This is a genomic window from Streptomyces sp. NPDC002276, from assembly GCF_053891435.1.
In genome coordinates this window covers 1-12,513 of the sequence record NZ_JBSFCQ010000038.1, presented here as the reverse complement: position 1 = coordinate 12,513, position 12,513 = coordinate 1, and the positions used below count along the sequence as shown (strand labels likewise).

Annotated in this window: 12 protein-coding genes; 7 read left to right on the top strand and 5 right to left on the bottom strand. The window is 70.1% G+C overall.

What is annotated here, in order from left to right; genetic code table 11:
• Nucleotides 1-13: 13 nt before the first annotated feature.
• Entirely contained in the window at nucleotides 14-790 is a 777-nt protein-coding gene (locus ACWIHT_RS46035) for an isoprenyl transferase (RefSeq protein ID WP_456174627.1), read from the bottom strand.
• Between the two features lie 241 nt (nucleotides 791-1,031).
• On the opposite strand from ACWIHT_RS46035, the gene ACWIHT_RS46030 reads away from it, so the two are divergent.
• Entirely contained in the window at nucleotides 1,032-2,069 is a 1,038-nt protein-coding gene (locus ACWIHT_RS46030; RefSeq protein WP_456174626.1) for a methyltransferase domain-containing protein, read from the top strand.
• 113 nt (nucleotides 2,070-2,182) lie between these two features.
• On the opposite strand, the gene ACWIHT_RS46025 is transcribed toward ACWIHT_RS46030, so the two are convergent.
• The 3 genes from ACWIHT_RS46025 to ACWIHT_RS46015 form a co-directional block, all read right to left on the bottom strand.
• Nucleotides 2,183-5,242, bottom strand: a complete 3,060-nt coding sequence (locus ACWIHT_RS46025; protein WP_456174625.1) for a Tn3 family transposase — start codon at nucleotides 5,240-5,242, stop codon at nucleotides 2,183-2,185.
• A gap of 175 nt (nucleotides 5,243-5,417) precedes the next feature.
• A complete protein-coding gene (locus ACWIHT_RS46020; RefSeq protein ID WP_456174624.1) occupies nucleotides 5,418-6,893 on the bottom strand; it encodes a hypothetical protein in 1,476 nt (491 codons plus the stop codon).
• 42 nt (nucleotides 6,894-6,935) lie between these two features.
• Nucleotides 6,936-7,088, bottom strand: a complete 153-nt coding sequence (locus tag ACWIHT_RS46015) for a hypothetical protein (protein WP_456174623.1) — start codon at nucleotides 7,086-7,088, stop codon at nucleotides 6,936-6,938.
• Between the two features lie 274 nt (nucleotides 7,089-7,362).
• Between ACWIHT_RS46015 and ACWIHT_RS46010 the strand changes: the two genes are divergently transcribed.
• From ACWIHT_RS46010 to ACWIHT_RS45985, 6 genes are all read left to right on the top strand, one after another.
• A complete protein-coding gene (locus ACWIHT_RS46010) occupies nucleotides 7,363-8,559 on the top strand; it encodes a DUF6884 domain-containing protein (protein WP_456174622.1) in 1,197 nt (398 codons plus the stop codon).
• A gap of 98 nt (nucleotides 8,560-8,657) precedes the next feature.
• Nucleotides 8,658-9,803 carry a hypothetical protein gene (locus ACWIHT_RS46005; RefSeq protein ID WP_456174621.1) on the top strand — a complete coding sequence of 382 codons (1,146 nt, stop codon included), beginning with the start codon at nucleotides 8,658-8,660 and terminating at the stop codon, nucleotides 9,801-9,803.
• On the top strand, nucleotides 9,800-10,108 hold the full coding sequence (locus tag ACWIHT_RS46000; protein WP_456174620.1) for a hypothetical protein: 309 nt from the start codon (nucleotides 9,800-9,802) through the stop codon (nucleotides 10,106-10,108). Before ACWIHT_RS46005 ends, ACWIHT_RS46000 begins: the two co-directional genes overlap by 4 nt.
• Before the next feature lie 24 nt (nucleotides 10,109-10,132).
• On the top strand, nucleotides 10,133-10,363 hold the full coding sequence (locus ACWIHT_RS45995; RefSeq protein WP_456174619.1) for a hypothetical protein: 231 nt from the start codon (nucleotides 10,133-10,135) through the stop codon (nucleotides 10,361-10,363).
• 4 nt (nucleotides 10,364-10,367) lie between these two features.
• Nucleotides 10,368-10,994: a hypothetical protein gene (locus ACWIHT_RS45990; RefSeq protein WP_456174618.1), complete on the top strand. Its 627-nt coding sequence runs from the start codon at nucleotides 10,368-10,370 to the stop codon at nucleotides 10,992-10,994.
• Nucleotides 10,995-11,302: 308 nt separating this feature from the next.
• Entirely contained in the window at nucleotides 11,303-11,551 is a 249-nt protein-coding gene (locus tag ACWIHT_RS45985) for a hypothetical protein (protein WP_456174617.1), read from the top strand.
• A 221-nt stretch (nucleotides 11,552-11,772) separates the two neighbouring features.
• Here the strand turns inward: ACWIHT_RS45985 and ACWIHT_RS45980 are convergent, their stop codons facing one another.
• Entirely contained in the window at nucleotides 11,773-12,117 is a 345-nt protein-coding gene (locus ACWIHT_RS45980; RefSeq protein ID WP_456174616.1) for an HNH endonuclease, read from the bottom strand.
• Between the last annotated feature and the right edge of the window lie 396 nt (nucleotides 12,118-12,513).

Here is a 12,513-nt window from a genome sequence, read left to right as displayed (position 1 = left end):
CTGCGCGCCTGTCTCATGCGCCATAGCGGCGTTGCCGGGCCGAGTAACTACGCAGGGCACGCAGAAAGTCGATCTCTCGGAAGGCGGGCCAGTAGGCCTCGCAGAAGTACAGCTCAGAGTAGGCGCTCTGCCACAGGAGGAAGTTCGACATGCGCTGTTCTCCGCTGGTGCGGATGACGAGATCTGGGTCAGGCTGTCCCGCTGTGTAGAGGTGACGGGTGATGTCGTCCACCGTCAGGCGTGCTGCGAGGTCTTCGAGGGGGGTTCCGGCTGCTGCCTGTTCGTGGAGCAGTTCGCGCACGGCATCAATGACTTCCTGCCTTCCGCCGTAGCCGATAGCGAGGGTCACTTGTGATCCGGTGGTGCAGCCGCGCGTCGCCTCGGCTGCTTCCTTGAGAGCGTGGGCCGTGGAGTCAGGCAGGGCATCGAGGGTTCCTGCGATGCGCACCTGCCAGCGGGCGTCAGGGCGAGCGAGATGAACTGCCACCACCTGCTCGATCACCTGCATGAGAAAGGACACCTCGGTGTCGCCGCGGCGCTGCAGGTTCTCCGTGGAGCAGACAAAGACCGTCACATGCTTGATGCCGGCCGCCTCGCACCAGGACAGCACGTTCTCGACGTGCTCGGCACCGTAGCGATGACCGATGCTCGGGTTGGCCATGCCCATCTGCCGGGCCCACCTGCGGTTTCCATCCATGATCAGGCCGATGTGCTCGGGCAGCGGCCCCGCTGCGGTCTGCCGACGCAGCCGACGGGCGTACAGGGCGTAGAAGAGATCGGTGGTGCGCATGGTGAGGCCTTTCGCATGGTGTCCAGGGCAGGGATGAGAGTTCTTGGCGCGCTGCAGGACCGACTTGTCACGGTGTCTGGCCTCGCCCCGTGGCACCGGCCCGGAGGGGCCAGGCCGGGGACTCGTGCAGCCGCTTTCGCCGGCGTCCGTCGTTCACTCTTCGGATACTACGCGGCGCGTACTACGCGCTGTGTAGCATCATAGGAACGCATCCCGGAGGCCGTCCACAACTGGAGAAGCCATGCGCACCAATGACGCCCAGATGCTTGTCCTGTGCACACTGACCGACGGGCCGCTGCACGGGTACGCCATCAACGCGGCCATCGAACAGGTCTGCGGTCATCGCCTCGGGCCCGGAAGCCTCTACGGAGCCCTGGCTCGGCTGGAGGCGAAGCAACTGGTGAAGCCCTTGGAGGGCAAGGGTCGCCAACGTCCGGTCTGCCTCACGCCGGCGGGGCGGGAGTTGCTTGAGCGAGAGGCGCACTCCATGGCCCGCCTGTCCGGGCGCGTATTCGAAAGCGCCGTTCCTGACGAGATCAGCTTCCTCGACCGACTGGCCGCGACGGACACAGCGCGTTCCTACAAGAGCGTCATGCTCGACGCACTGGATGCACAGCCAGGCGAGACCGCACTCGATCTGGGCTGCGGACCGGGCACAGATCTCAGCACCCTCGCCAAGGCGGTCAGCCCGTCCGGCAGGGTGATCGGCATCGACTCCAGCCAGGAGATGGTCACCCAAGCACGCAGGCGTACAGAGGATCTGCCCGCGGTCGAGGTACAGCTGGGCGACATTCACACGCTCCCGATCGAGGACGGCAGCATCGACCGTGCCCGGACCGATCGCGTGCTTCAGCACGCGGTGGACCCGGCCCGGGCACTTGCAGAGGCCCGGCGTGTACTGCGCCCAGGCGGCAGACTCGTCATGGGTGAACCCGACTGGGATTCGCTGACCATCGACTACCCCGACATCGAAATCGCGCGGGCTTACACCCGACACGTGACCGACAAGGTCGTGCGCAACGGAGTCATCGGCCGTCAACTCGCCCGGCTTGCACTGGATGCGGGACTCGCGGTGCCAACCGTCGTCCCGATGACCTCGGTATTCCGTGACGTTCAGGCCGCAGACCAGATCCTCGGCCTTCAGCGCAACACCGAGCGCGCCGTGTCCGCGGGCTACCTGCCCGCTCTGGCGTCGCAGAGGTGGCTCGACCATCTCGCCACGGGGCCTTTCTTCGCCGCAGTGACGCTGTACGTCGTCGTCGCGGAAGCCACCTCGTAGTCGTGGATGCTGGCCGCCTCTGCTGCGGACTGGTCACGGGTGCCGTCTGTACTGGTCAACGAGCCGAGCCGGGGAAGGCCCGGCGCGACTTCCCCCGCGCCGACCGCAGGCGCTCACTCGTCGTCGGCGGCGTGCTTGTCGCGCAGGGGCCGCATCCCACCAGGCAGGTCGGGCAGCTGGAAGCTGTACCGGCCGTGCATGTTGATGTGCTGCCGCACGAACGGTGAGAGGCGGGCGACGTCCTCGTCGCGGACGTCGAAGCCGTCCGCCCGCAGCTGGTTCACCGCCGCGTCCATGTACCTGGTGTTGAAGAGGACGACGGCGTTGAGGACCAGGCCGAGCGCGCCGAGCTGGTCCTCCATGCCGTCCAGGTAGCGCTGATAGAGCTGCCCGGAGCGGCCGTGGAAGATCTTCCGGGCGAGCGCGTGGCGGCCCTCCTGGAGGTTGGCCTGCGCCTTGATCTGCCGCCGGTAGCCGGGCTCGTCGGCCAGGCGCAGGATGTGCAGGGACTTGGCGATCCGCCCGTAGTGGGCGATCGCGTCGCCGAGCGGGGTGGGGCGCCCGTCCCGCGACAGCATCCGGATCACGTCGTACGCGCGCACGGCACCGGTGTGGATGGAACCGATGATGCGGAGGATGTCCTCCCACTGGCGTTCGACGCGGGCGAGGTCGACCCGGCCGCGGGCCGCTTCCTGGAAGGCGCCGTAGTCGGCGTTGCGGTCGATGCGCCACATCTTCTGGTCCGGCAGGTCCGCGAGCTGCGGCGCGTACGCGAACCCCGCCAGGGTCAGCAGGCCGAAGACGATGTCGCTGTACGAGGCGGTGTCCGTAACGATCGTCTCCGGGCGCTTGCCGCCATCCCGGTCGTAAAGGACGTCCAGCACGTACAGGGAGTCGCGCGGGGTCCCGGCCACCACCCTCCCGCCCAGCCCCGCCGCCTGGTCGTTGATCATGTTCAGCCAGGTGGCGCCGCCCCGGCGCCCGAAGTACTTGGGGTTGGGGCGGGCATAGACCGAGGGGACGGGGACGACGAACCGCATGCCGTCGACCGAGGCGACCAGCCCGCCGCCCCACGCCTGCGCGAGGCCGATGGACGCCTGGTGCTCGATGAGCGTGGCGTTCGCGGCCCGGTAGGTGGCCAGCCGCAGATACGTCTGGTCGACGTGGGACAACGTGCCGTACTTCAGCGCGTCCACGGAGCCGATGACCGGCGTGTAGCCGACGTTGCAGCTGTGCGCGACCAGCAGCGCGGCGACCGTCACGTGCAGGTCCCGCAGCCGCGCCTCGCCGCCGGTGATCGAGGTGAACGCCTGGTCGGCGCCGGTCCACGAGAACACTTCCAGCAGCACCTCCGGCAGGTCGACGCGGGGCATCATCGCCTCCACCGCCTTCCGCAGGTCCAGGAGGGAGGCGGGTTCGGGCTCCGGTTCCAGGGCGGCGAAGTGAAGACGGCCGTCGTCGTCGAAGACGATCTGGGAGTTCGCCGGCACCCGCCCGGCCACCTCCCGGTACGTGCCGTCCAGCAGCGCGGCCCGCGCCGCGAGGTGCTCGCCCGCCTCGCCGGGCAGGTTCAGGGAAGCCAGCACGGTCGGGCGGACCTGCTCCCACGCCTCGCCGTCCAGCAGCTTCGCCCGCGGGTCGCCCCACTTCGAGGAGTTCTTCGCGAACACCTCCCGCCGCCGCAGCAGCCGGTGAAAGGACTCCAGCACGCAGAACACGTACGCCTTCCAGTCCACCGTGCCCGGCTCCATGTGCGGCGCGGACAGGACCAGCCGCCGCCATGAGCCGGTCAGCAGCGACGTGTCGATCTCATCTGGGCTCACCTTCTTGCGCCCCATCAGGTCGGGCAGCGACTTCAGCGCATTGAGGACCGGCAGGCCCTCCGGGGTGGCGCCGAAGTCGACGACCTGGACAAGGAGCGCCAGGAACGGCCGCACGGTGGGGAACCGGGTGACCAGCATCGTCCGCCATGCCTCGTCCGCGTCGGAGTCGATCGGCGGCGCCAGCTCGAACAACGCGGCGATCGCGGCGGCCAGCTCCTCGCGCGGCACCACCTCCTCGATCCGCTCCCACATCGCCGTAAGTGTCGCCACCTCCGGCGGACTGATCTCCCCGGACTCGGTGTCGACCTGCTCGCTCGTGGTGTCGAACACGACCCGGAACGCGGTCGCCAGCCGTATTCCGGCCCGCTCCATCCTCGGCAGCGTCTTCAGCTTCTGCTTCGCCGTCTCCCGCTCCGCCCGCGCCAACAGCTTCGTCGCGATCAGCACCTCCAACAGATCCAGCGCGTCGTCGACCGCCCTGCTCGTCAGGTAGACCGCGGTGGCCAGCAGGGTGGCCAGGCGCCGAGAGTCGCCGTGGCGCCGCAGCAGGGACGCCTTGCCGTCCACCCCGTACCGCGACAGCTCCGCCAGCCGCCGCGGCGGTATCCCCGACACGTCCAGCTCGCCCATACCGAACGCGTCGATCTCCGCCGCCCGCTCAAGCGCCCACTTCATCTGGGGCCCGGAGATCCGCACCGGACCGCGCCGCAGCCTGTCCAGCTCCGACACCCGGGCGCCGGGCGGCACGGTCAGCAGCGAGTCGAGCACCGCCCGCTGACCGGTGCTCAGCAGTCCGTAGAGGCTGTCCCACAGTCGCTGGTTCGCCGCCTCCCGCACCGAGGCCACCAGCCGCGCGAGCGTCGTCACGCCGGGCAGCAGCACCCGGCGCTCGCGCAGCCACCCCACCGCCGCGTCGAACAGCGCCTTCGGGCCCTCCCCGGTCGTCCAGGCCCGCGCGTCCACCCACACCCGCAACTCGGCTTCCGCCTCGGCGAACTCCGTGTACTCCAGCAGTTCGCGCAACTCCCACACGTGCTCGAACCGAGTCTTCCACCGCTGCTCGCCGTACGCCTTGAGCACCGAGGAGTCCTCGATGCCCAGCTGCTCGGCGAGGTAGTCGACGACTTCGGCCGGCACGTTGGTCGGGTCGTCCAGGAACACCCCGAGATACCGCGCGGTCGTCAGCTGGACCGCGAAGCCCAGCCGGTTGTGGGACCGCCGCTTCGCCTCCACCAGCTCCCGGTCCGCGTCGTCCAGGAAGAAGAACCGCTCCAACTCCGTACGGGACGGCGCCCCGTCAAACGCCGCGTACGCGGCGGCTTGTGCATCCGTCAGAAACTCGACCGGCACCCCGGACCTCCACACAGTCAATGATCAACACGACTGTCGAAGGTTCCGCCTCCACCAAAGCCCAGGTCAAAGCGCTCTCAGGCGCGCGAGGGGCTTAGCGCCAATTTTCGTTCCGATGTTCCTCAACCCCCAAATTCTGAACGATGTACGGGTTTTCCGGCACGGCGGCCGAGGCCTACGGCCCGGCGGGGCCGAGCCGGGCGTACAGCCGACGGGCCGCGCCGGGGTCGCCCATGTACAGGGTGGGGTTCTGCTCCCAGGGGATCTCTCCGACCCGGTACCGGGCCAGAGCGCGGGAGCCCGGCGCGAACCGCGCGTGGGCCTCGATCACATGCCGCGGGGCGCCGTTGCGTTCCATCCTGCGGATGCAGCCGCGCCGCATACTGTGCCCGGTGATCCGTACGAGCCTGCGCCGCAGAGCCCGCCGCTCAAGGCGCCGCTCGACCCGGATCGTCTCCCGCTCGGCGTCGGTGTCGACCGCCGCCAGCGCGGCCCGCTCGGCGCACACGCTGAGCAACTCCCGCTCCTCCGGCCGCAGTTCGCGGACCAGGTTGGCCGCCTTGGCACGGTCGCGGAGGATGTTCCGCAGGGTGCGGTCACCGATGCCTCCCGCCCGGCGCGTGTCGGCCGGTTGGCGGCCGGCGCACTGACCGGTCCCCCCGAGGCGGCCCCACCGGTCGACCCGGCGAAGCAGGGGCCCGGTGTGGGCGACCCCTTCGGCCGTCAGCAGCGCCATCCAGGCCCGCCACAGCACGACCGGGCACAGCGCCGCATCGTCCTGTGCGACCAGGCGCACGGTGTCGCGCAGCTTCCCGTACGGGTTGGTCTTCGACCGGCGCACGATCACGTGCAGCGCCGGTCTGGCGATGACCTCGCCCGTGGTCAGGTCGACGATCTCGGCCGACACCTCCGTCACGTCGTGCACGGACAGCGCCACCGGTTCGCTCGCCCGGCCCGCCATGTACCAGTCGATGACCATCGCCACGGCGTCCCGCAGGCCGCGGACCGTGGTCAGGTCGCAGGTGGCCACCATCGCGGCCAGGTCCTCGCGGGTGCACTCGGTCGCCTGGAGGACGTCCCCGGCATTGTCCGGGTCGGTCGCCTCCTCCGTGGAGCGGCTGGCCAGCACCCGGGCGATCAGGTCGCGTTCGTCTTCACGGACCGGGTGGCCGTTGAGCGCGCGCACGCTGGACACGGTGGTGACGTACGAGTTGATGGTGTCGGTGGGGTGCTGCTGGTCGGCAAGGTGGTTGGCCCAGTCGGCCAGTACACCGTGATCGGTGGGCACCCGGCCGTGGCCGTTGCACCAGGCCACGTACATCCCGGCCCGCGAGGCACGGCCGCGCCGGGTGTTGGCGGGCTCCGCGGCCGCGGCCCGGCGCGCGGTCGTCTCGTCCACGGTGAAGCCGCCGGGCGTGCGGACCCGTCCGGCGCCCGCTGCGGTGTAGTGGCCGGGCAGCACCAGGCCCCCGGCACCCGGTCGGCGTCCGCCGACCGGCACGAGTGCGCCGGCAGCGTCGCCGTCCGGGCGACCAGCGGTCAACTCGTGAGCCACGGCGGCCAGTTCGGCGGCGACGTCTTCACCGGAGGCGGCCCGCGCGGCGAGGCCTGCGACCCGGTCGGCGAGGTCGAGGGCGGCCGTTTCCGTCACGGGACTCGGGGTGACGGAAGCAGAGGGGTACTCGGTCACCGTTCAGCCCCTGTTCTCGACGTCGAAGGCGCGGTTCCAGCCCGATTCCGCCACGGCGTACAGCGCCGGGTCGTCCGAGACGGCCTCTTCGCCGCGCGCGGCGCGCAGCAGCGCGGCCGTCACTGCGTCCGGGTCGGTGGTCCGGGTGTCCGCCATGGTGTCGCGCCCCTTTCGCCGGGTCTCCCCCGGTTCGTCCGGATGTCTCGCGGTTCCTGATTCAGCGTCACTGAACGTGCACACCCAACGCTACCAGTGATTACCGATTCTGGGGGCGTATCGGAAATCAAGCCTCCGGCTGACATGACATGCCCCTGTCAATTTTGAACGATCTTCAATTAGGTAATTCAGTAAGGTCGTTTGGTCGTTTAGTTAGGTTTGGTAAGGTGCTACGATTCTGACGAAGCATCGGAACGACGGAGAGGGGCGGACCGTGCGCCGCATCGAGGGACTGCCGGAACCGGTGTCGATCGAGTCGCCGCCCCTGCGGGACGACGCGTACGGCCGCGACCAGCTCGCGCACGGCGAAACCGACACCGCGCTCGCCGCGCTCCACGCCGACCGCGTCGCCCCTGGCCGGACGCGCGCCGCCGGAACCGTCACCGCCCGTCCCGTGACGCGGACGCCCGCCGCGGTGAGTGCCGTCGGCACCGACCCGGACGAGGCGCACGCCGCCTGGCTCGACCGCCAGGCCGAGCGCTCCGGACTCCTGACCATCGACGGCCCCGGCATCGTCGGCCCCGGCACCCACGTCACCTACCGGGACGGGTGCGGCCCCGGCATGCGCTCCAAGCACGGCACCGCCGGCACTCTCGTGCGCATCACCACTAGTTCGGCCGCCTGGCGCCCGTACGGCAGCCGCCGCACCCTGCACACCCCGCTCGACGACCTGCGGGTCAACGTCCCGCGCACCAGCACCGTCGCCGAACCCGCCGACCCTGCGGCCGCCGGGTGGCGCCGGTGGAGCCTGGCCCAGCACCGCACGTACGCACGCCGGTCGACGGCCCCGGCCCCTGCGCCCGTCACGGCGGCCCCGCAGGCCCCCGCCGACTCATCCGCCCGCCGGGCCCCCGCCGAGGCCCTCCAGCTGCCACTGTGGCCCGCCGTGGCGACAGCCCGGCCCGCCGTCGAGGACCGCCCGGTCCCCGCTCCCCGGCCCGCTTCCGTCACCACGCCGCCGGTGACGGAAGTCGCCGCCGTAGGCCGCGTGGTGGTGATCCCGTGCAGCGGTGCCAAGCTCGACCGCCCGGCCCCGGCCGGCGATCTCTACCGTGGCAGCCTGCACACGCTCTGCCGCAGGGCCGCCGACGCCCTCACCGCCGACGGCGGCACCGTCCTGGTCGTCACCGCCCGCCACGGCCTGGTGACCCTCGATCAGGTGCTGTCGCCGTACGACCTGCGCATGGGCGATCCCGGCAGCGTCACCTCGGTCCAGCTCCGTCCCCAGGCGGCCCGCCTGGGCGTCGACCACGTCCAGGACGTGACCGTGCTCGCGGCCGCCGCGTACACCGCCGCAGCCCGTAGCGTGTGGCGCCACGCCACGGCCCCGCTGGAAGGCAGCCGCGGCATCGGGGAGATGCGCGGCCGACTCTCTCGACTTGCCCGCACCGCCGACCGGCACACCGCCTGAATCCCTCCCGCTTGCCACCGGCCCGTAACCGGCGGTACCGGCCCACCCGTTGACCATCCGGCGACCCAACCCCGCCTGACACCACGAAGAGAGTGACCGTGAACGAGACACCGGGCATCCAGACCAGCCTGACCCCGGCCCCCGGCATCAAGCTGTGCCGGTTTCCCAGCTGCGGTCGCGCGCGCCAGCCCGCCAGCGGACCGGGCCGCCCGCCCGAGTTCTGCGACGACCCGAGCCACAACAAGCACACCGCGCTCGCGGCCCGCCGCAAGGCGGCACGGGAGGCCGAAAGCGCCGCCGGATACGCGCCAGCCGGAGAGCCGGAGCGGCCGGTCGAGTACTCGGCCATCCGCAGCCGCGCGCTCCTGCCGATCGTGAAGCAGCTCGCCGACGACCTGCGGGTCAACTTCACCGCCCTGACCGCGCAGCTCGACGCCATGGGCGACCCCGGCGCCGCCGCCGCCGAGGTCGAGGCCATCAGCCAGGCCGCCGACGCACGGGTTGCCGAGGCCGAGGCCGCCCGACTGACCGCAGAGACAGCGCGTGACGAGGCGGAGAGGGACCGCGAGGACGCCGACGAACTCGCGGAGGAGGCCCAGAAGGAGGCGGAGCAGGCCAAGGCGGCCCAGCAGCAGGCCCAGGAGGAGGCCGAGCGGAAGGTTGCCGGGGCGCAAGCGGCCCAGCGTGCCACCGAGGAGGAGGCCGGGAAGAAGATCGCGGCCGCCGAAGAAGCCCAGCGGACCGCAGAGGAGCAGGCTCGCAAGGACGTGAAAGCCGTCGAAGCGCTCACCAACCAACGTATCGAGGAACTCCAGGCCGAGGCCGCCAAGACCATCGAGGCCGCGCAGAAAGAAGCCGACCGGAAGGTTGCCGACGCACAGGCAGACCAGCGCGCCGCCGAGGAAGAAACCGCCCGTCACAAAGTCACGACCGCGGCCGCCGACGCCGAGCGCCAGCGGATCGTCAAGGAACTCGCCGAGGAGCGCCAGACCTCCCGCACCGAACGCGAACGGATGCGCAAGGAGTTCACCGACGAGCTCAAGCAGGAGCGCGAGGGGTGGCGCAAGGAACGTGCAGCGATCCGGGACGAGCACGCCGGACAGCTCACCCAGGAGCGCGAGGACTTCCGCCGCCAACTATCCTCCCTCACCGCCCAACGCGACGCCCACGAGACCGAGGACGCCGACAGCCCGGCCGCACCGGAACGGGCCCGCCGCGGCACCCGCCGGACGGCCACCACATGAGCGATCCGGCCGACCTGCCCCACCTGTTCACGCACGTGGTCGACGGGCGCTTAGTGGAGTGCGTCCGGCCCGCCGACACCGATCGCCCGATCTGGTATGTGTATGAGGACCGGCAGCCCCTCGGTGCTGTGCACGTCGACACCGAGCACGGCGTAGCCACATGGGTCGTAGAGGCCACCCACGACCGGCACCAGGACCTCGACAACGCCGTGCGCAGCTTGCACCAGTTGAGTACCCGCCGACCAACACGCGTCGGCCGCCCGAGGCTGCACGACACCGACCTTCCAGCAGACGCTTTCCGGTAACCCCGGTGAGACCACGGAGATCTGATGACAGAAGTGCGCTCCCAAGAGACCGGCGTGAGCCGGACCAACTTCGTACTGGGCTTTCTCATCCTGGGGTCGGCGCTGTTCGCAGTCGGCACCGGAATCGGGTTGCTGCTCGTCCACGGCAACCTCAACGACCATCGCTTCCTCATTGCGTCCCTGACCTGTGCGGCGCTCGGCCTAGGGACATGGCTGGCCGGCGGGGTCATCTACCGGCGTCACACCTGGATGTGACTACGTGAAGATCGGAGAGAGCATGGAGACCGTCTACAGCACCACCGCCGCCGAGGCGTACGTCATGGAATGGGCCGGCGAGCACTACAGCATCCGGCCCATCCCTGCAGGCGTCGACGGCGTCATCACCACGGCGATCCAACTCGGCATTCCTGCGGAGAGCTTCACTGACCTCGACACTCTCGCACCCGCGGTAGAACTCGCCGCCCGGGACCACGAGCGGCAGCCTCAGGTGCGGACCTTGCTGCGGATCGCCGCCGCCGAACTCGCCGCGGCCGCCCGTCTGCTCCCCGGCGACGAGGTTCGGTGGAACGCAGTGAACCGCGTCCGTACCCGCCTGATCGACGCATGGAAAGTCGCCCCTGGCGGAGGCGGGTGCATCACCGCACCGGGCGGCATCGCTCAGTGCGTCCTCTGCGGCATCACGTCACCCGACCTACGCACACAGCCCGACACTCAGGTCTACGCGGACCGGGCTGTAGTAGACGAGTGGTACGACCGGCACTCCGACCTCTGCGAGCCGCTGCTCCGTCCAGCCTGTCGCGCCTGCCTGTGCGGCGGCTGTAAGGCCACCCCCTCGCCGGTCCACTGGTGTCAGCCCTGCACCTGCCACCTCGACAACGTCGCGTAAGTGCCTGCTCCTAATCCCGGTATTCGCTGCGCGCCCCTACAGGCTTCGAGAGACTGATTTCATGGCGACGACCCCCACGACCGAGGCCCCGTCGGAGTACCACCTCCGCCTTGCTGGCGAGGATGCTGGTGCCCGCGCGATTCTGTTGTGCGAGCGCCATCCCCAGAACGTCGGGCTATGGGTGGCCGCGGTCGAGCTGGCCTACGCGCTGGCCCTCTCGGAGGACCCGGCACTGGCGCCCGACTCGGACGCGCTCTGTACGGCGCTCGCACCGCGGACGGCTGCCGCCCTGGCCCGCCGCCGACGCGATGTACCGGCCGCTGGACGAGGCGGCGTACGCCGTCATCGGACTGCCAGCCGCAGCGGTGCACGGACGGATGGACGCCTACCTCGCTCGGACCGAGACCTCGACCTGGGTGCCGCTGCCCTCCGCCGTGCACACGATCGTTCGGGGGCGCCAGCCCAGCCCACTCTCCGACTACAGGGACCCCCAGGGCCACGGCCTGGCGGTCGCCCGGGGCATCCTGGCCCATCACCTCGGCATCTCGACCGATTGACCGCGCGTCACGACGGGGCCGCCTACCAACTGTTCCCGTTCGGGGAGCGGTCATGGTGACCGTTCCCCGAACACCTGGGCAAGACCATCCTTTCCTGCTGGCGGCCCGTGACCTGCTGATATGGGGGTTCAGGAACAGGCAGTAGTGGCGCAATCGGCGACGGATACCTAACGGGTCCCGTACCCCGGCGAGGCAGGGGTACGGGACCCGTTAGGTATCCGTCAGAACAGCCGTCCGTGATCGGCGAACGGATCCCCCTCCGCGAGGGCGCCGGCGACGATCTCGCCGAGCTGGAATGGGTCGTAAATATTGCGGCCCACTGCATCGAGCACGGCAGCCCGCACCGCGCGGGCAGCCTCCGCGGCACCGCGTCGGTCAGCCTTGCCCACCCTGCCCGGATGGGTGAGACGATCGCGGCGCAGCGCATCGGCGAGGTTGTCGCCCTGGTCGCCAAGTTGGAGGCAGGCTGGGCGTGTGCACCAACTCCGGTCGCACGCGTGACGAATGACGTGCCGATCCGGAATCGGTCCATGGTGGGCCTGCCACGTCCAGCGTGACGGCCGCATCACCGGTGAGTGGTCGCCGCCCACCGCCGCAGAAGTCGCCCAGAAGCGTCCGTAGCCGTCATCACTTAGTGCCCCGCAGTACACCCAACAGCGATCCGTGACGACAGTGCGGGACCGGATACGCGCCCACTCTCCCAGGTCTGCGTACGGAGGGATATCGATCGGTGGCCGGACTGCCTCAGGAACACTGCGCACGACACTTAGCCTTCTGTGCAGACATCCTCTGTCTCCGCCCTTTTGTGGCTGCCATGTCCCGCCCGTGCACACCCTGATCGACCGCCCTGCGCAGAGGGAGGGCTGATCCGCTTTGCAGTACGGCCATGGCTGACCATCGTACGGCCGACCTGGAGCTGTTTAGCACCTGCCTCTGGAGGCAATCACTTCGACACGCTGCCT